Here is a 17,397-nt window from a genome sequence, read left to right on the forward strand (position 1 = left end):
CTCGCATCAGATCCGACGGTCCAGGGCGATCACCACGATCGCCGGCAGGACCAGCAGCAGCAGGACGACCAGCACCAGCCGCAGTGCCAGGTCGTCGACGAACGTCCAGATCAGCAGCAGCGCCACCCCGGTCAGCCCGACGATGGCGGCGCGCTGGCCCCGGCTGCGCCGGGCCAGCCGGCCGGTCCGGCCGCGCCGCCACTGCGGCGTCATCCGGCGCACCAGCGCACGCCGGCGCTGCCGGCGGGCCACCTTCCGCTGGCGTACCACCCGCTCCCGGGCCACCTCGGCCTCCCGGGCCGCGCGCCGGCGGGCCCGCTCCCTGCTCACGCCGTACCTCGCGCGGTCCCGGCGACCGCCGGTCCACGCACCGGGCCGGCCGGCTCAGTCAACCGTGGCCAGCCAGTTGCGCAGCAGCGCGGCCCCGGTCTCGGCCGACTTCTCCGGGTGGAACTGGGCGGCCGACAGCGAGCCCCGCTCCACCGCGGCGACGAAGTCCGTCCCGTGGTGGGCGGTGGTGACCCGGGCGCCGACGGCGGCCAGCGCCCCCGGGTCCACCACCCCGTACGAGTGGACGAAGTAGAACCGGCTGTCCTCGGGCAGCCCGGCGAAGAGCACCGAGCCGGCCGGCGGCGCGACGGTGTTCCAGCCCATGTGCGGCAGCCGGTCCGCGGGCAGCTTCGTCACCCCGCCGGGCAGCAGCCCGAGCCCCTTGGTCACCACCCCGTGCTCGTCGCCGTGCTCGAAGAACACCTGCATGCCCACGCAGATGCCGAGCACCGGCCGGCCGGCGGCCACCCGATCGGCGATCACCGGGCCGGCGCCGAGCGCCTCGATCCCGGCCATGCAGGCGGCGAAGGCGCCGACACCCGGTACCACCAGGCCGTCCGCATCGGCGGCGGCGGCCAGGTCGTCGGTGACCGTCACGTCCGCGCCGGCGTGCTCCAGCGCCCGCTCCGCCGAGCGCAGGTTGCCCGAGCCGTAGTCGAGCACCACGATCCGCTTCGTCATCAGCCCTCCCCGGGCAGCAGCCAGAGCACACCACCGACGGTGGCCAGCGCGGCGAGCAGCGCGGTGATCACGACCGTGCCGCGCGGCGCCCCCTGCCGGTACAACGACCACGTCCCGCCGACCAGCACGCCGGCCAGGATCAGCAGCAGGGTCGGCAGCACCGCCCCCATCAGAGCGCGCCCTTGGTGCTGGGGATCGCGCCGGCCGACCGGGGGTCGATCGCGGTGGCCTCGCGCAGCGCCCGGGAGACCGCCTTGAACTGGGCCTCCACCACGTGGTGGGCGTCCGGGTGGCCGCCGGGGCGGGCCGCCCGGAGCACGTCCACGTGCAGGGTGATCCGGGCCGCCTGACCGAAGGACTCCCAGATGTGCCGGGTCATGCTGCTCGGGTAGACCGGACCGATGTACGGGGCCAGCGCCGGCTCGTCGTGCACCACGTACGGCCGGCCGGAGAGGTCGACGGCGGCCCGGACCAGCACCTCGTCCATGGGGACGGTGGCCGAGCCGTACCGCCGGATGCCGGCCTTGTCCCCCAGCGCCTGGTCGAACGCGGCGCCCAGGGCGAGCGCGGTGTCCTCCATCGTGTGGTGCGCGTCGATCTCCAGGTCGCCCACGGTCCGCACGGTGAGGTCGAAGCCGCCGTGCCGGGCGATCTGGTGGAGCATGTGGTCGTAGAAGCCCACCCCGGTGCCGATCTCGGCCGTGCCGGTGCCGTCCAGGTCGATCTCGACCAGGACCTTGGTTTCCTTGGTGATCCGCTCCACCCGGGCGGTCCGGCTCATCGAAGTTTCTCCATCGCGGTGAGGTAGGCGTCGGTCTCGGCGGGGGTGCCGGCGGTGACCCGCAGCCAGCCGGGCAGGCCGACGTCACGGACCAGCACACCCGCGTCGAGCAGGGTGCGCCAGGCGGCGGACTGGTCGCCGCCGGTCTCGAAGAGCACGAAGTTGGCGTCGCTGTCGGCCACCCGGTGGCCGCGGGCGCGCAGCTCGGTGACGATCCGGTCCCGCTGGACCATGATCGCCTCGACCGTGCCGAGCAGGGCGTCGCGGTGCGCGAGCGCCGCCCGGGCGGCGGCCTGGGTGAGCGCTGAGAGATGGTACGGCAGCCGCACCAGCTGCACCGCCCGCACCACGGCCGGATCGGCGGCCAGGTAGCCCAGCCGGCCGCCGGCGAACCCGAACGCCTTGCTCATCGTCCGGGTCACCACCAGCCGGGGGTGGTCGGGCAGCACGGCGAGCGCGCTGACCGTGCCGGGCCGGGCGAACTCGGCGTACGCCTCATCGACGATCACCATGCCGGGCGCGACGTCGAGCACCGCGGCGACCACCTCGGGGTCGAGGGCGGTGCCGGTCGGGTTGTTCGGCGAGCAGAGGAAGACCACGTCCGGGCGGTGGGCGCGGACCTGGGCGACCGCCTCGTCGGCGGTCAGCCCGAAGTCGACGCCGCGGGCGGCCGGCACCCAGCCGGTGCCGGTGCCGAGCGCCAGCAGCGGGTGCATCGAGTACGCCGGGACGAAGCCCAACGCCGTCCGGCCGGGACCGCCGAACGCCTGGAGCAGTTGCTGCTGGATCTCGTTGGAGCCGTTGGCCGCCCACACCTGCGCGACGGTGAGCCCATGGCCGAGGTAGGCGGCCAGGTCGGCGCGGAGCGCCACTGCGTCCCGGTCCGGGTAGCGGTTGAGGTCGTGCAGCTCGGCCGCGAGGGCCTTGCCGATCGCCTCCACCACCGGCTCGGGCACCGGGTAGGAGTTCTCGTTGGTGTTCAGCCGCACCGCGACGTCCAGCTGCGGCGCCCCGTACGGCGAGAGTCCGCGCAGGTCGTCGCGGATCGGCAGGTCGCCGAGCGTGGTCACGCCGACCCTCCGGGGAAGCGCACGCTGACCGCCTGGCCGTGCGCCGGCAGGTCCTCAACGTTGGCCAGGGTCACCACGTGCGGGGCCACCTCGCGCAGCGCGTCCTGGCTGTATTCCACCAGGTGGATGCCGCGCAGGAAGGACTGCACCGACAGCCCCGAGGAGTGCCGGGCGCAGCCGCCGGTGGGCAGCACGTGGTTGGAGCCCGCGCAGTAGTCGCCGAGCGACACCGGCGACCAGGCGCCGACGAAGATCGCCCCGGCGTTGCGGACCCGCAGCGCCCATTCGCGGGCGTCGGCGGTCTGGATCTCCAGGTGCTCGGCCGCGTACGCGTCGACCACCCGCAGCCCGTCCGCCAGGTCGTCGACGAGGACGACGCCGCTCTGCTCGCCGCTGAGGGCGGTGGTGACCCGCTCGACGTGCTTGGTGGCCGGCACCTGGCGGGCCAGTTCCCGCTCCACCGCGTCGGCCAGCTCGACCGACGGGGTTACCAGCACGCTGGCCGCGAGGGGGTCGTGCTCGGCCTGGCTGATCAGGTCGGCCGCGACGTGCGCCGGGTCGGCGGTGTCGTCGGCGAGGATGGCGATCTCGGTCGGGCCGGCCTCGGCGTCGATGCCGACCACCCCGCGCAGCAGCCGCTTGGCGGCGGTCACCCAGATGTTGCCCGGACCGGTGATCATGTCGACCGGGTCGCAGTGCGCGCCGCCCTCGGCGTCCACGGCGGCGCCGTACGCCAGCATGGCGACGGCCTGGGCGCCGCCGACGGCGTACACCTCGTCGACGCCGAGCAGCGCGCAGGCGGCGAGGACCCGCTGGTCGGGCAGGCCGCCGTTGTCCTGCTGGGGCGGGCTGGCCACCACCAGCGAGCGGACTCCGGCCGCCTGCGCCGGGACCACGTTCATCACCACGGTCGACGGGTACATGGCCAGGCCGCCGGGGACGTAGAGCCCCACCCGGTCGACCGGCACCCAGCGCTCGGTCACCGTGCCGCCGGGCACCACCCGCGTGGTGTGGTCGGTGCGCCGCTGGTCGGCGTGCACCTTGCGGGCCCGGGTGATCGACTCCAGCAGCGCGGCGCGCACGTCCGGGTCGAGCGTCCCCTCGGCCTCGGCGATCGCCTCGGCGGGCACCCGCAGCACCTCCGGGGAGATCCCGTCGAAGCGCTCGCTGGCCTCCCGGATCGCCGGGTACCCATGCTCCCGGACCGCCTCCACGAGGGGGCGGATCCGCTCGACGGCCACGGAGACGTCGAGCTGGGCACGGGGCAGCAGGCGGCGTGGGTCACGGATACCGCCGCGCAGGTCGATCCGATTCAACACCCTTGCGAGTCTAGGCGGCCCGGCCGCCGGTGACCCGCGCCGCCCGCACCGCGGGAGGCGTGAGCCGAGCCACGCCGGACGGGCCCGCTCCGACTAGGCTCGACGCGTGACCGCACGGCTGCCGGTGTTTCCGCTCGGAACGGTGCTCTTCCCCGGGCTGGTGCTGCCGCTGCACATATTCGAGGAACGCTACCGCGCGCTGGTCCGCCACCTGGTCGGGCTGCCCGAGGGCGCGCCGCGCGAGTTCGGCGTGGTGGCCATCGCGGCCGGCTGGGAGGTCGCCCCGGGTGGGGGCACGGCGACGCCGGGCGGCGTCGGGGTGACCCTGCACGAGGTCGGCTGCACCGCCGAGCTGCGGCAGGTCACCGAGCTCGACGACGGCGGGTTCGACATCGTCACGGTGGGCCGGCGGCGGTTCCGGATCGCCGACGTCGACGACGCGGCCGCGCCCTACCTGACCGCCGAGGTGGAGTGGCTGCCCGAGCCGACCGGCACCGACGAGACGGCCGATCTGCTCGCCGCCCGGGTGATCGCGGTGTTCCGGCAGTACCTGGGGCTGATCCGGCCGGTCCCGGAGGACATCTCCGAGCAGCTGCCGGAGGATCCGACAGTGCTCTCCCACCTGGTGGCCGCCACCGCCGCGCTGACCGTGGCCGACCGGCAACGGCTGCTCGCCATCGACGACACCGCCGCCCGGCTCCGCGCCGAGCTGCGGCTGCTCAACCGCGAGGCGGCTCTGCTGCGCCAGGTGCGGGCGGTTCCGGTGCCGCTGTCGGAGCTGGCGTCGCCCCCGGCACCCAACTGACCCCGCCCGGTCCCCACGGGACCCCGACGGCGTCGGGCTCCGGCTCCGGACGCAGCGACGGCCAGCGCGACCAGCCGGCCAGCAGGGTGTACGTCACCGCGGCGGCGAACGCGGGCAGCAGCAGGTCGCCGAAGGGCACCGGGAGCACGCCCAGCACCCACTCGATCCCCCCGGCGCGCAGGTCGGCCGGCTTGCTGAACGGCGTACCGTCCGGGGCGGTCTCCAGCAGCCGCTGGTAGGCGGACAGCCCGATCCGGCGGCCCACCTGCCAGGCCACGAGGGCGGCACCGAGCGCGCCGAGCGCGACCGCGAACAGCCCGCCAGGCCCGCGCCGCCGGCGCAGCACCGCCCAGAGCCCGACCGCGACGAGCGCCCCGAACCCGAGCCCGAGCAGGCTGAACCAGCCGTCGGCGGCGATCGGCTGCTCCGGCTGCGGCTGGGCGTAGATCGCCCCCTCGGCGGTCTTCAGCACCGGGGTGTCCGGCGCCACGGCCGCCCAGAGCAGCCCGAGCGGGACGCCGAGGACGGTGAGCGCGAGCACGGTGGCGGCGGTCACCGCCGGGGTGTGCCGGTGCCGGTCCTCGCGGACGGCCGGGGAGCCCGCGTACGCCGGCGGCCACGGCACGCCGGCCAGCGACCCCCAACCGGGGCCGGGCGCGGCCGTCGTCCTCGTCGGGCCGTCGGCGGGCGGGGTGCCACCGGTGTCCGCCTCGACCGATGCCGGGGCGGGGCCGTCGGGTCCGCCTGCGGCGCGGGCCGGCTCGTCGGGACGCGCGACGGGCCGGTACGGATCGGGGGTGTCCGGGCTCACCTGGTGATCCTCTCAGGCGCGGCGGTGACGCGGGGCGGCGGTGGCCGGAGAGCCGCTCAGCCGGCGAACGGCTCCAGCATCACCGCGGCGGCTCGCAGCCACGCCTGGCGGGTCTCCGGCTGGAGCTGGTGGTACTCGATCGAGGAGCCGGTCTCCAGCGCCGGGTCGTACGGCACCACGGCGACGGCCCGGGTCCGGGTGGCGAAGTGCCGCTCGAGGTCGTCATGGAGCGACGAGCGGCCCGGGGTGGGGCAGGAGATCAGGGTCACCGCATTGTCGGCCAGCTCCCCCATCCCCACCTCGTGCAGCAGGTCCAGCATCCAGTCCGCGCTGAACGCGGCGTCCTCGCGCGGCACGGTGGTGACCACCAGCTGGTCGGCGGCCTGCATGACGGTGCGCCAGTTGGCGCTCTCCACGTTGTTGCCGGTGTCCACGCAGACCACGTCGTGGGTGCGGCGCAGCAGCTCCAGCACCCGCTTGACGGTGAACTGGTCCAGCCGCTGGGCGAACCGGGGGCTCTCCTCGCCGGCCAGCACGTCGTACGAGCCGTCGGAGGCGTGCCGCAGGTAGTCGTCGAGGGACTCCAGCAGCTCAGCGCCCTCCCGGATCTCGATGTGCGCCAGGTCGCTGATCAGGTGCCGGATGGTCCGGGCGTGCCGGGCGCTGCCGGCGCGCAGCCCGAGGGTGCCGCGCAGCTCGTTGTCGTCCCAGGCGAGCACGCCCCGGCCGCGGACGCTGCCGACGGTGGCCGCGGCGAGCACGGTGGCGGTGGTCTTGTGCACCCCGCCCTTGGGGTTGGCGAAGGCGAGCACCCGTGGCGTGCCGAACTCGCGGCGGAGGATGCCGGCGGCCCGCTCCTGCTCGTCCTGCGGGCTCTGCGCGCGCCACTCGATCCGGGCCGGTTCGATCCGCGCCGGGTAGCCCCGGTCGGTGGCCACCGCGGGCGGGTGGACCGGCTCCGGCGGGTACGCCGGCGCGGCCCGGTAGGCGGGCTCCCGGTACGCCGGCTCCGCCGGGTAGCCGGGCTCGGCCGGGTACGTCGGCTCCGGGTGGGTCGGCTGCTGCGGGTAGGCCGGGGCGGAGCCGGGGCGGTAGCCGCCGTCCAGCAGGGCGGCGTACCGGGACTCGACCGGCGGCGGTTCGCGCCGGTAGCCGTTGTCCAGCAGCGCGTAGCGGGCCCCCACCACCGGCGGCTCGGGCCGCGCGGGCGGCTCGGGCTGGTAGCCGGGCTCGGGCTGGTAGCCGGGCTCGGGCTGGTAGCCGGGCTCCAGCCGGTAGGCCGGGTCGACCCGGTAGGACGCCTCGGCCCGGTAGCCCGGATCCGCGGCGGCGTACCCCCTGTCGACCGGCGGCACGGGCGCCGACGCCCGACCCGACCAGCTGTTGCCCGATCCGCGCGGCGGCAACGTCTCGCGCGGCGACGGCTCGTCGGCCCGGGGGTCGGGTTCACCGTGGTCGGCGGCGCGGCCGCCGAGCCGGGCACGGTCGAGCAGCGCCCGCCATCGCGGTGCCGGTTCGGCCGACCGGCCCCAGCCGGTCTCGGTGCCGTCCAAGGCTCGCCCTCCCCGCCCCCATCGATCTCCGCCTGACAGGCTACGAACGAAACCCTATGCGGACCACACCGGTCTGCGCACATCCCCCGGTGGCCATACTCACCGCGACGACCCCGTCGACCCGCCGCCACCGGCGTCCGGGGAGGTAGGGGCCGTGGTCGGCGGTCCCGGCCCCGGACCCGCGACCGCACCGGCCGGTGAGGAACCGATCACGCCCGGTGCCGCTTCCGACGAATCGCCCACCCCGGGACCCGCCGGCGCCGGCCCGGGACCGGTGTCCGCCGGTGGCCGCACCACGTCCCGCTGGTCGGGCAGCGGCGGCGTGAACACCGTCCGTTCCAACCGGGTCACCTCCGGCGCCGGGTCCACCGCCCGGACCCCCGGCCGGGCGGCAAGGTCGCGCAGCGCGTCCGGCCCGCCCCGGACCACCGCGGCGTAGACGCAGCCGCACCCGCTCCGGTACGCGGCCGCCTCCCGCGCCGCGACCCGCGCCCCGGTCTCGTACGTCCGGCGCAGTTCGGCGTCGGCGGACCCGGCCGCCCGAGTCCGCTGGTCGGCGGCCTCGCGGTCCTTGCGGTCGGCCACCCCGGTCATCCCGGCGACCACATCCTGCGGCAGCCGCTGCGCCGCCAGGTGGACGACCTCGGTCTGCCGCTCAGGCAGCGGCACCCGGGCGACCACCTCGGCGACCGGCACGCCGGCGAGCACCGCCGGCAGCCCGCCGGGCCGCAGGTAGGCGTCGAACGAGACCAGCGCGTACGTCCCGGACGGCGACCCGGTCAGGGGCAGCGCGGCGAGGTCCGCCGCGGCGGCCCGCAGGTAACCGGGGATCGGGTCGCCGGTCGCCACCCCGACCCGGGCCACCTCGCCCACCGTGCGGTCGCCCACCGGCTCGTCGTGCCGGTCCGTCCAGCCGGCGGTGAGCAGCACCGCGCCCACCGAGAAGAGCGCGGCCGAGGTCAGCCACCGGGCCCGACCGGCGCGGTCGGGCCGGCCGGCGGGCGACGGCCGCTGGTCGGCCGCCGGCGGTGGATCGGCAGCGCTCACCGGCGCGGGCCCCCTCGGATCGGATCGGGTGACGTCAGTCGCGCAGCACGGACAGCGCGTGCGCCAAGTCGTCGGGGTACTCGCTGACGAAGGTCACCTCGTCGCCGGTGCGCGGGTGCAGGAAGCTCAGCGAGTGGGCGTGCAGCCACTGCCGGCTCAGCCCGAGCCGGGCCGACAGCGTCGGGTCGGCGCCGTAGGTGACGTCGCCCACGCACGGGTGGCGCAGCGTCGAGAAGTGCACCCGGATCTGGTGCGTCCGGCCGGTCTCCAGCCGGACGTCGAGCAGGCTCGCCGCCGGGAACGCTTCGAGGGTGTCGTAGTGGGTGATGCTCGGCTTGCCGCCGGAGACCACCGCCCAGCGGTAGTCGTGGTGCGGGTGCCGGTCGATCGGGGCGTCGATGGTGCCGCGCAGCGGGTCCGGGTGGCCCTGGACCACGGCGTGGTAGCGCTTCTCCACCTCGCGGTACTTGAACGCCCGCTTGAGCGCGGTGTACGCCTGCTCGCTCTTGGCCACCACCATGACCCCGGTGGTGCCGACGTCGAGCCGGTGCACCACGCCCTGCCGCTCGGCGGCGCCGCTGGTGGAGATGCGGTGCCCGATCGCGGCCAGCGCGCCGATCACGGTCGGCCCGGTCCAGCCGGGGCTGGGGTGGGCGGCCACGCCGACCGGCTTGTCCACCACCACGATGTCGTCGTCGGCGTAGACCACGGTCAGGCCCGGCACCGCCTGCGGCACCACGGTCGGCGGGGCGGCCGGGGCGGGCAGCGTCACCTCCAGCCAGGAGCCGGCCTTGACCTTGTGCGAGTTGGCCCGTACGGCGCCGTCGACCAGGGCGTCGCCGGCGTCGACCAGCGCCGCGGCGGCGGTGCGGGAGAGCCCGAAGAGCCGGGAGACGGCCTGGTCCAGCCGCATGCCGTCGAGACCGTCCGGGACGGGGAGGGAACGGTGGTCGCCGCCTGCGGCGAAGGCCGAGGTCACGCCCGCTCCCGCGACTCGGCATCGGCCGGAGCCGGGTCGGCCGGGGAGTCGCCGTCCCCGGCGCCGGCGCGCCGGCCGTCGCGCTGCCGGCCGGTCAGCTCCAGCAGCACGGCCAGCAGAACGCCGGAGACCAGGCAGCTGTCGGCCAGGTTGAACACCGGCCAGACCTGGCCGTACGGGTCGAAGAGGCTGACCATGTCCACCACGTGCCCGACGAAGTGCCCGGGCGCGCGGAAGATCCGGTCGACGAGGTTGCCGAGCGCCCCGCCCAGCACCAGGCCCAGCGAGACCGCCCACGGCAACGAGCGCAGGCGCAGCGCCATCCAGACGATCCAGCCGACCACACCGATGGTGATCAGCGGGAAGACCCAGGTGTGGCCGGAGCCGATGCTCCACGCCGCCCCGCTGTTGCGGGTCAGCGTGAGGTAGACGGCGCCGCCGAGCAGGCGGACCGGCCCGCGGTCGTCGAGGAAGAGCAGCGCCAGGTGCTTGGTGAGCAGGTCGGCCAGCAGAGCGGTCAGGGCAATGCCGAGGAGGACCACCAGCGCCCGGGGGCGGGGGCGGGGCGTACCGCCGCCCGGCTCAGCGGTGCCGGATCCGGCGGTCGGTGCTGTGGTCATCGACTCCCCATCGACTTCTTCGACGGCGAGGGCTCACCGTCTCGTGCGGTCACCGGGGAGCCGGCGTCAGCGCCGCTCCTCCAGCTGCTTGCAGGTCACGCAGAGGGTCGCCGACGGGAAGGCGGCGAGCCGCTCCACCGGGATCGGGTTCCCGCACCGCTCACACCATCCGTAGCCACCCTCGTCGAGCCGTTCCAGTGCCCGCTCGACCTGCGTGATCCGTTCCCGGATGCTGTTGGCGAGGGAGATCTCCTGCTCGCGCTCGAACGTCTTGGTGCCGGTGTCGGCCTGGTCGTCCCCGGCCGAGTCGGTCAGCCGGTCGCGCTGCAGCTCGGTAATCTCGCTCAGCGTCTGATCGTACTCGGCGCGCAGCTCGTCCCGGCGGGCCGCCAGGGCCGCCCGGATCTTCTCGGTCTCCGCCGCGCTGCGGGTGGCCTTCGCCACCGGCTTACGGCCGGCGGTCCTGGTGTCGGCTGGCTTCGCCATCGTCAGCTCCCTCGGCCGCGGGTGACGCGGCGATCGGCGGTAACCGGACAGGGGTCGCCCGCCTGGCGTCCCCCATGTACGCAAACGGGCGCACGGCGTCGAGAGCCGCGCACTCCGGAGGTTGGCAAGAATACGGAACGTACAGGCGTCCGACAACGTGCCGCACCGACGTACCGCTATTCAGCCCCGAGTAAGCCCTGAACAGGGCAAAAGGAACGCTAGCAGATCAGCCGTCCCGATCCTCGCCGTACTCGCCAAACCACCTGGCCAGACGACCCCGCCGACTGACCGCGCGGAGCCGCCGCTCGGCCTCGTCCCGCACCCCGGCGGTCGCCACGATCAGCAGGCTGTCGCCGGCCTTGAGCCGGGTGTCCGGGCCGGGCACGAAGCCCGCCCCGTCGCGCAGCACCAGGGTCACCGAGGCCCCCACCGGCAGCCGCAGCTCGTCGACGTGCACCCCGGCCAACCGGGAGCCCGCCGGCACCTCCAGCTGGAGCAGGTCCGCCCGCATCCGCTCCAGCGGCGCGGAATCCACCCGGATCTCCGCCGCCTCGGCCGGTGCGGTCACCCCCAGCCGGCGGGCCGCCGGCGCGAGGGTGCCGGCCTGCAGCAGGGTGAAGATCACCACGAGGACGAAGACCGCGTCGAAGAGCCGGTCCGCCCCCGGCACCCGCTCGGAGAGCGGGATGGTGGCGAGCACGATCGGCACCGCCCCGCGCAGCCCCGCCCAGGACAGGAACGCCTGGTCCCGCAGCGGCACCCGGAACGGCAGCGCGGCGATCGCCACCGACAGCGGCCGGGCGGCCAGCAGCAGCGCCAGCCCGGTGACCACCGCCGGCAGCACGGCCGCGTCCAGCCGGCTCGGCGTGGCCAGGAGCCCGAGCAGCACGAACAGCCCGATCTGGGCCAGCCAGGCCAGCCCGTCGGCGAACCCGAGGATGGCCTGCCGGTGCGGCAACCGGGCGTTGCCGAGCAGCACCCCGGCGACGTAGACGGCGAGGAAGCCGGAGGCGTGCAGCACCGCGCCGGCGGCGTACGCGAGCACCGTGAAGCCGACCGCCGCGATCGGGTAGAGGCCCGACGAGGGCAGGGCCGCCCGGCGCAGCGCGAACCGCCCGGCGATCCCCACGGCGAGGCCGACCGCCGCGCCCGCCCCCAGCTCGTAGCCGACCAGCAGCACCTCGTACCACCACGGGTGACCGGCGGCGGTCTCCCGGGAGAGCAGCACCACCACGATCACCACGGGGGCGTCGTTCATGCCGGACTCGGCCTCCAGGGTGGCCACCAGCCGGGGCGGCAGCCGCAGCCGGCGCAGGGTGGCGAAGACCGCCGCGGCGTCGGTGGACGAGAGCACCGCGCCGTAGAGCAGCGCCAGCCGCCAGTCCAGCCCGAGCACCAGGTGCCCGATCAGGCCGACGACGAGGATGCTGACCAGCACGCCGATCGTGGAGAGCGCGGCGGCCAGGCCGAGCACCGGGCGCAGCGTGCTCCACCGGGCGGTGAGGCCGCCCTCCGCGATGATCACGATCAGCGCGCAGAAGCCGAGCACCCGGGTCAGCTCGGCGTCGTCGAAGCGGATGCCGAGGCCGGCCTCGCCGATGGCCACCCCGAGCGCCAGGTAGACCAGGAGGCTCGGCACGCCGAGGCGGGTGGAGAAGCGGACCGCGCCGACCGCCACCAGCAGGACGGCGGCGCCGAGCAGCAGCGCGAGGTCCAGCCCGGGCGTCACGGTCGCCCGACCCGGGGCGTCGTCACCCGGCCGAGCCGTCGCGCAGCCGGCGGAGCGCGTCGGCCAGTTCGGGCGTGGGGCGCTCGACCAGGAAGAGCTTGTCCCGGCTCGCCGCGCCGGTGCGCAACGACACCGCCGCCGGGCGGACGCCCAGCGCCCCGGCCAGCGCCCGGCGGGCCGCCTCGGTGGCCCGGCCATCGACCGCCGGGGCGTTCACCGCGATCACCAGGGCGGGACCGTGCGGGCCGTCGAACCGGCCGCCGACCCGGGCCCGGGACGCCCCGGGCTTGACCCGTACGGCGACGGTGAGGGCCTCGTCGGTGGACATGGCCGGCGCCTCAGCCGGGAAAGCCGTCGGCGAGCAGGGTGGTGTCCGGCGCGCAGCGGGCGCACGGGGTGAAGCCGAGCGAGACCGCCTCGGAGACCGGCAACGGCTCGTGGTCGCGCCCGACCAGGTGGGCGCAGGAGGGCAGGTGGTAGCGGCGGTGGCCGTCGACCACCCGGACCTCGGCGTCGAGCCGGGCGACCCGCGCGGCGTCGGCGGGCGGCACCTGCTGGGCCGCCGGTTCGTCGGACCAGCCGGCGCCGGTGGTCGGGCTCGGGTCCGTGGTCTCCCACGGCGGCTCGGCGTCGGGCTCCCACGGGGTCTCGGCCCGGGGCTCCCACGCCGGCTCGGGGCGGGTCTCCCGCACCGGCTCGGCCTGGGTCTGCCACCGGCCGACGCCGTCGGCGGGGTCGCTGACGCCCACGACGTCCCCGGTCACCGGCGACTCGGGCGGTTGCCGCCACCCGTCGCCGCCGGTGCCGAACGTCGTGGGAACGTGCTGGACGGGGATCTCCGGCTCCGCGCCGCCGGGGGCGTGCGGAGCGGCCGTCCGGGGGGACCGTGGTCCCCGGTCACGCGGCCCGGCTCCGGCCGTCGTCGCCCGGGTGGCGGCCGCCTGGCGGGCGCCGGTCACCAACGCGACGGCGGCCAGCAGGCTGGCCGCGATGGAACTGATCAACAATGCGCTGGAGCCGTCGGCGAGACCGACCACCAGCAGTACGACCGCGACGAGGATGAGCAGCAGGCTTGCGACTAGCACGGCTCACCCCCGCCGCGTCGTGTCGGTGTGGGGCGGTCGACGACCGTCGGGGGACGGTCGTCGACCGTCGATCAGCGACCGGTTTCGAGAGCGCCGGAGCGACCGCCACCGTACGAGCCGGCGAGGCCCGCGGCGGCCAGACCGTTGCCGCCGGCGGCGGAACGACCGCCCTCGGAACGGGTCATCTCGGCCTCCAGGCCCTGGCCGCGACCGTCGAGGTCGCGCAGCTGGCTCTCGAGGTACGCCTTGAGCCGGGTGCGGTACTCCCGCTCGAACTGCTTGAGCTCCTCGATGTGCTTCTGCAGCGCGGTGCGCTTGGCGTCCAGGCCGCCCATGGCCTCCTGGTGCCGCTGGCGGGCGTCGCGCTCCAGGGCGTCGGCCTTGGCGCGGGCCTCGCGGGTGACCTCCTCGGCCTTGGAACGGGCCTCGGAGAGCAGCTGGTCGGCCTCGCGACGGGCGTCGGAGACGTGGTCGTCGGCGGTGCGCTGGGCCATCATCAGGACCCGCAGGGCCTGCTGCTCGCCGTCACCGGTGCTGGCCGGGCCACCGCCGGCGCGGACCTGCTCGAGCTCCGCCTGCATGGCGCGGGCGGCCTGCTCGGCCGCGGCCTTGTCGCGCTGCACCCGGTCGAGCTGGGCCTTGACGTCGTTGAGCTCCGCCGCGAGACGGGCGTCGCCACCGGGACCGGCGGGCGCGCCACCACGGCCGCCACGCTCCACCTGGGCGCGCAGCTCGTTGTTCTCCTCGATCAGACGGGCAAGCTCACGCTCGACCTCGTCCAGGAAGGCGTCGACCTCCTCCTCGTCATACCCCCGCTTGCCGATCGGCGGCTTTTTGAAGGCGACGTTATGGACGTCGGCCGGGGTCAGCGGCATCGAAACTCCTCGGGTCAGTTGCGGCCGCGTAGCGGGTTGGGCCACCGAATATTCATCCAATGATCAACCGCTTCAACACGAACTCCATCAGCACGAACAGGATAACCAGGAGCACAAGGGAGGCCAGGTCGATGCTCACGGTACCAATTCGCAGTGGAGGGATCACACGCCTCAACGCCTTGAGAGGCGGATCAGTGACGCTCCACACCGATTCCAGTCCCGCCGACGCTCCCCGCCCCGGTTGCCACCGGCGACCGTACTGGAGGACGGCGCTGAGGACGAATCGGGCCAACAGCACGATAAGGAAGATATACAAGATCAGGTACAGCACTTGCAGCACGATCGACAACACGGCAGGCGACGTCCCTCGGTCAGGGCGGACTAGCTCAGGCTGAAAAAGCCGCCCTCAGCGATCTTGGCCTTGTCCTCCGCGGTGACCTGGACGTTGGCCGGTGAGAGCAGGAACACCCGGTTGGTCACGCGCTCGATCGTACCGCGCAGCCCGAACGCCAGTCCGGCGGCGAAGTCCACCAGCCGGCGGGCGTCGGCCTCGTCCATTTCGGTGAGGTTGATGATCACCGGGACGCCGTCGCGGAAGTGCTCGCCGATGGTGCGGGCCTCGCGGTAGGTGGTGGGGTGCAGCGTGGTGATCTGGTAACGCTGCTCCTCCTCGGCCATCACCGCGCGCTCGCGCGCCTGGACCTGCGGGGCCAGGGCGAGGTTGTCCCGGGTGTGGTAGGTGAGGGCACCCGAGGTCTCGCCCGCGCCGGACCGGGTGATCGATCGGACGCTGGACCGCTCGGACCGCTCCAGACGCTCGTCGTCGGCCCGCTCGGTGTCCACCGCCCGGCTCGCGCTCCGCTCGGTCAGCCGGCCCCGGTCGCCCAGGCGCGGTCGCGGCGCCCGCGGCTCCTCGGAGTCGTCCTCCTCGTCGTCGGCGAACTCCTCGGCGTACCGGCTCGACCGGTACCGCGAGTCACGGTAGCCGGGCTTGTCGTAGCCGGGCTTGTCGTAGCCACCCTCGTCGTAGCCCCGCTCGTCGTCCTCCTCGACCAGACCGAGCCAGACCCCCGCCTTGCGCAGTGCACCCATCCCGCGCCCTTCCGTCCGCCGTGCGGCACGCACCCCCGTGCCGTGTCGCTTGATCACGATCGGCAACCCATGCCCACCGGAGCGGAGCGGCAATCCCCTGACGGGCGATTCGCGGCCGCCCGCCATGGCCCCCGACAACGGGATGCCGTTCCCTCAAACAACACAGATGTAATTTGCTTCTTCCGCGGTCAGGCTACCGCAGCGTGGGACGCATTCCGAGCAACGCGCTGCCGACACGGACATGTGTCGCGCCGTACGCTATCGCCTGTTCCAGGTCCCCACTCATTCCGGCGGAGAGCGCGATGGCCTCCGGATGCCATTCACGGAACCCGCGCGCCACCTCGGCCAGCCGGGCGAACGCCCGCTCCGGCTCCCAGCCCAGCGGCGCCACCGCCATCAGCCCGCCCAGCCGGACGGCGCCGGCCCCGGCCAGCGCCTCGGCCACCGGACCCAGGCCGCGGTCCGGGTCGGCGGAGTCCGGCAGCGCCCCGCCGCGTGCCGGGTCGCCGTCGATGCTGACCTGCACCAGGGCGTCCAGCGGCCGGTCCCGGCCGGCCGCCGCGGCGTCCAGCGCCCGGGCCAGCCGGACGCTGTCCACCGAGTGCACGACGTCGGCGTAGCGGACCACCGACCGGGCCTTGTTGCGCTGCAGCTGGCCGATGAAGTGCCAGCGGGCGGTCACCCCGGCGGCGGTCACCTCGGCCGCCTTCGGCGCGGCCTCCTGGTCGCGGTTCTCCCCCACGTCGGTGACCCCGAGCCCGGCCAGCGCCACCACGTCGCCGGCCGGGTACGTCTTGGTCACCGCGATCATGGTGACCTCGACGCGGTCCCGGCCGGCGGCGGCGCAGGCGTCGGCGATCCGGGCGCGGACCTGGGCCAGCCCGGCGGCGAGTTCGGCACGCCGGTCGGGCCGTACCGTGGCGGGTTGTCCGGTCATCGGCGGAGCTCAGGAACCGTTCTTGAGGAAGTCGGGCACGTCGACGTCGTCGAAGAGCACCCGGCGCGGCGACTGCTGCGGGGCCGGCATCGTCGCCGGCGGGCTGACCGGCGGGGTCTGCGGCGTCGGCTGGTTCTGGTTGGTCTTGCGCGGCGCCTCGGCCGCCTTGTACGACGGCGTGCCCCCGTCGAAGCCGGCCGCGATCACGGTGACCCGGACCTCGTCGCCGAGCGCGTCGTCGATCACCGCGCCGAAGATGATGTTGGCCTCCGGGTGGGCCGCGTCGGTGACCAGCTGCGCGGCGTCGTTGATCTCGAACAGGCCCAGGTCGGACCCGCCGGCGATGGAGAGCAGCACGCCGCGGGCGCCGTCCATGCTCTGCTCCAGCAGCGGGCTGGAGATGGCCGCCTCGGCCGCCTCGACCGCGCGGTTCTCGCCGCGAGCGCTGCCGATACCCATCAGCGCGCTGCCGGCGCCGCTCATCACGCTCTTGACGTCGGCGAAGTCCAGGTTGATCAGACCCGGGGTGGTGATCAGGTCGGTGATGCCCTGGACACCGGAGAGGAGCACCTGGTCGGCGGTCCGGAAGGCGTCCATCATGGAGATGTTGCGGTCGCCGAGCGCCAGCAGCCGGTCGTTGGGAATGACGATCAGCGTGTCGCACTGGTTGCGCAGCTCGTCTATGCCGGACTCGGCCTGCACCTGGCGGCGCTTGCCCTCGAAGGAGAACGGCCGGGTCACCACGCCGATGGTCAGCGCGCCGAGCTTGCGGGAGATGTTGGCCACCACGGGCGCGCCGCCGGTGCCGGTGCCGCCGCCCTCGCCGCAGGTCACGAAGACCATGTCGGCGCCCTTGAGCACCTCCTCGATCTCGTCGCGGTGGTCCTCGGCGGCGTTCTTGCCGACGTCCGGGTTGGCGCCCGCGCCGAGACCCCGGGTCAGCTCCCGGCCGACGTCGAGCTTGACGTCGGCGTCGCTCATCAGCAGCGCCTGCGCGTCGGTGTTGATCGCGATGAACTCGACGCCCTTGAGTCCAACCTCGATCATCCGGTTGACGGCGTTGACGCCGCCACCGCCGATGCCGACGACCTTGATGACCGCCAGGTAGTTGTGCGGAGGTGTCATCTCCGGTCCTTTCCTTCGAGATTGGCATCGGCCGACCCGGTACGGCGTGGCCAGACCAGCGGTCGACGACAG

General features: G+C 74.7%; 21 protein-coding genes. 1 reads left to right on the plus strand and 20 read right to left on the minus strand.

Annotation, left to right across the window (positions count from 1 at the left end; translation table 11 throughout):
- Positions 1-6 precede the first annotated feature (6 nt).
- From ACLQ2U_RS05910 to hisD, 6 genes are read right to left on the minus strand one after another with little or no spacing between them, the layout of a single operon-like run.
- A complete protein-coding gene (locus ACLQ2U_RS05910) occupies positions 7-330 on the minus strand; it encodes a hypothetical protein (protein ID WP_425749507.1) in 324 nt (107 codons plus the stop codon).
- A 54-nt stretch (positions 331-384) separates the two neighbouring features.
- Positions 385-1,011 (minus strand): imidazole glycerol phosphate synthase subunit HisH, encoded by a 627-nt coding sequence (gene hisH / locus ACLQ2U_RS05915; protein WP_425749508.1) that lies wholly within the window; start codon positions 1,009-1,011, stop codon positions 385-387.
- Complete coding sequence (locus ACLQ2U_RS05920) at positions 1,011-1,181, minus strand: hypothetical protein (protein ID WP_425749509.1); 171 nt, start codon at positions 1,179-1,181, stop codon at positions 1,011-1,013. Before ACLQ2U_RS05920 ends, hisH begins: the two co-directional genes overlap by 1 nt.
- Positions 1,181-1,792 carry an imidazoleglycerol-phosphate dehydratase HisB gene (gene hisB / locus ACLQ2U_RS05925; protein ID WP_425749510.1) on the minus strand — a complete coding sequence of 204 codons (612 nt, stop codon included), beginning with the start codon at positions 1,790-1,792 and terminating at the stop codon, positions 1,181-1,183. Before hisB ends, ACLQ2U_RS05920 begins: the two co-directional genes overlap by 1 nt.
- Entirely contained in the window at positions 1,789-2,862 is a 1,074-nt protein-coding gene (locus ACLQ2U_RS05930) for a histidinol-phosphate transaminase (protein ID WP_425749511.1), read from the minus strand. The genes hisB and ACLQ2U_RS05930 overlap by 4 nt, the downstream gene beginning before the upstream one ends.
- A complete protein-coding gene (gene hisD, locus ACLQ2U_RS05935; RefSeq protein ID WP_425749512.1) occupies positions 2,859-4,181 on the minus strand; it encodes a histidinol dehydrogenase in 1,323 nt (440 codons plus the stop codon). Before hisD ends, ACLQ2U_RS05930 begins: the two co-directional genes overlap by 4 nt.
- Before the next feature lie 106 nt (positions 4,182-4,287).
- Between hisD and ACLQ2U_RS05940 the strand changes: the two genes are divergently transcribed.
- Entirely contained in the window at positions 4,288-4,986 is a 699-nt protein-coding gene (locus tag ACLQ2U_RS05940; protein WP_425749513.1) for an LON peptidase substrate-binding domain-containing protein, read from the plus strand.
- On the opposite strand, the gene ACLQ2U_RS05945 is transcribed toward ACLQ2U_RS05940, so the two are convergent.
- The 14 genes from ACLQ2U_RS05945 to ftsZ all read right to left on the minus strand — a co-directional run bounded on the left by ACLQ2U_RS05945 (position 4,901) and on the right by ftsZ (position 17,325).
- On the minus strand, positions 4,901-5,797 hold the full coding sequence (locus ACLQ2U_RS05945) for a DUF2567 domain-containing protein (RefSeq protein WP_425749514.1): 897 nt from the start codon (positions 5,795-5,797) through the stop codon (positions 4,901-4,903). The genes ACLQ2U_RS05940 and ACLQ2U_RS05945 overlap by 86 nt on opposite strands.
- A 56-nt stretch (positions 5,798-5,853) precedes the next feature.
- Positions 5,854-7,350 (minus strand): AAA family ATPase, encoded by a 1,497-nt coding sequence (locus ACLQ2U_RS05950; protein WP_425749515.1) that lies wholly within the window; start codon positions 7,348-7,350, stop codon positions 5,854-5,856.
- Positions 7,351-7,449: 99 nt separating this feature from the next.
- Complete coding sequence (locus ACLQ2U_RS05955; protein WP_425749516.1) at positions 7,450-8,397, minus strand: hypothetical protein; 948 nt, start codon at positions 8,395-8,397, stop codon at positions 7,450-7,452.
- A gap of 34 nt (positions 8,398-8,431) precedes the next feature.
- On the minus strand, positions 8,432-9,376 hold the full coding sequence (locus ACLQ2U_RS05960) for an RluA family pseudouridine synthase (RefSeq protein ID WP_425749517.1): 945 nt from the start codon (positions 9,374-9,376) through the stop codon (positions 8,432-8,434).
- Positions 9,373-9,996, minus strand: coding sequence for a signal peptidase II (gene lspA / locus ACLQ2U_RS05965; protein WP_425749518.1), 624 nt, complete (start codon positions 9,994-9,996; stop codon positions 9,373-9,375). Before lspA ends, ACLQ2U_RS05960 begins: the two co-directional genes overlap by 4 nt.
- 66 nt (positions 9,997-10,062) lie before the next feature.
- Positions 10,063-10,482, minus strand: coding sequence for a TraR/DksA family transcriptional regulator (locus ACLQ2U_RS05970; RefSeq protein WP_334486313.1), 420 nt, complete (start codon positions 10,480-10,482; stop codon positions 10,063-10,065).
- 226 nt (positions 10,483-10,708) lie between these two features.
- Entirely contained in the window at positions 10,709-12,211 is a 1,503-nt protein-coding gene (locus ACLQ2U_RS05975) for a potassium/proton antiporter (RefSeq protein ID WP_425749519.1), read from the minus strand.
- Positions 12,212-12,233: 22 nt separating this feature from the next.
- Positions 12,234-12,539: a DUF167 domain-containing protein gene (locus ACLQ2U_RS05980; protein ID WP_425749520.1), complete on the minus strand. Its 306-nt coding sequence runs from the start codon at positions 12,537-12,539 to the stop codon at positions 12,234-12,236.
- 10 nt (positions 12,540-12,549) lie between these two features.
- A complete protein-coding gene (locus ACLQ2U_RS05985; RefSeq protein WP_425749521.1) occupies positions 12,550-13,296 on the minus strand; it encodes a hypothetical protein in 747 nt (248 codons plus the stop codon).
- Between the two features lie 71 nt (positions 13,297-13,367).
- Complete coding sequence (locus ACLQ2U_RS05990) at positions 13,368-14,171, minus strand: DivIVA domain-containing protein (protein ID WP_425749522.1); 804 nt, start codon at positions 14,169-14,171, stop codon at positions 13,368-13,370.
- Positions 14,172-14,223: 52 nt separating this feature from the next.
- Positions 14,224-14,523 carry a YggT family protein gene (locus ACLQ2U_RS05995; RefSeq protein WP_088975238.1) on the minus strand — a complete coding sequence of 100 codons (300 nt, stop codon included), beginning with the start codon at positions 14,521-14,523 and terminating at the stop codon, positions 14,224-14,226.
- Between the two features lie 29 nt (positions 14,524-14,552).
- Positions 14,553-15,263 (minus strand): cell division protein SepF, encoded by a 711-nt coding sequence (locus tag ACLQ2U_RS06000; RefSeq protein WP_425749523.1) that lies wholly within the window; start codon positions 15,261-15,263, stop codon positions 14,553-14,555.
- 193 nt (positions 15,264-15,456) lie between these two features.
- Positions 15,457-16,200 carry a YggS family pyridoxal phosphate-dependent enzyme gene (locus ACLQ2U_RS06005; protein WP_425749524.1) on the minus strand — a complete coding sequence of 248 codons (744 nt, stop codon included), beginning with the start codon at positions 16,198-16,200 and terminating at the stop codon, positions 15,457-15,459.
- Between the two features lie 9 nt (positions 16,201-16,209).
- The gene (gene ftsZ, locus ACLQ2U_RS06010) at positions 16,210-17,325 is read right to left on the minus strand and encodes a cell division protein FtsZ (protein ID WP_425749525.1); all 1,116 of its coding nucleotides are present in this window, start codon (positions 17,323-17,325) and stop codon (positions 16,210-16,212) included.
- Positions 17,326-17,397: the final 72 nt, after the last annotated feature.

The organism is Micromonospora sp. DT47, assembly GCF_049844475.1.
Taxonomy (GTDB): domain Bacteria; phylum Actinomycetota; class Actinomycetes; order Mycobacteriales; family Micromonosporaceae; genus Micromonospora.